This is a genomic window from Megasphaera indica (genome assembly GCF_046614755.1).
GTDB lineage: Bacteria > Bacillota > Negativicutes > Veillonellales > Megasphaeraceae > Megasphaera > Megasphaera intestinihominis.
The window spans coordinates 1-363 of sequence record NZ_JBKKJR010000062.1 but is presented as its reverse complement, the minus strand read 5'-3'; the positions used below and the strand labels follow the sequence as shown (position 1 = coordinate 363).

1 protein-coding gene is annotated in these 363 nt (G+C 53.2%); it reads left to right on the top strand.

What is annotated here, in order from left to right:
- Positions 1-9 precede the first annotated feature (9 nt).
- Positions 10-363: transposase (locus tag ACFCTO_RS12185; protein ID WP_499876974.1), on the top strand; the 354-nt coding region annotated here is incomplete at its 3' end.

Sequence of the window (363 nt, the reverse complement as noted above, 5' to 3'; positions counted from 1 at the left end):
GGTGATCTCATCGAGGAGGTGATGCCCTTGCTGAAAGACCGGCAGGTACTGTTGCTCTTTGACAGTTGGTATGCCAAAAGCCCTCTGATAGAACGGGTTTTACAATATCCCCACCTGGCCTTCATCTGCAATGTCCGCAGTGATTCGGCGATGTATGAATTGCCGCCATTGCCTAGCGGCAAGCCGGGACGCCCGAAAAAACGAGGAAAGCGGATTCATATGGATGATTTCAACTTGTCCTGGGACATGGACGGCATGAAGGTCGGCCATCGAGTCGTTTTGACCCATATCTGCGGGAATCGACGTATTCATGCCTATGTAAGCTGCACTGCGTCGGGGTCCCGGCGGCTTTTCTTCAGCACC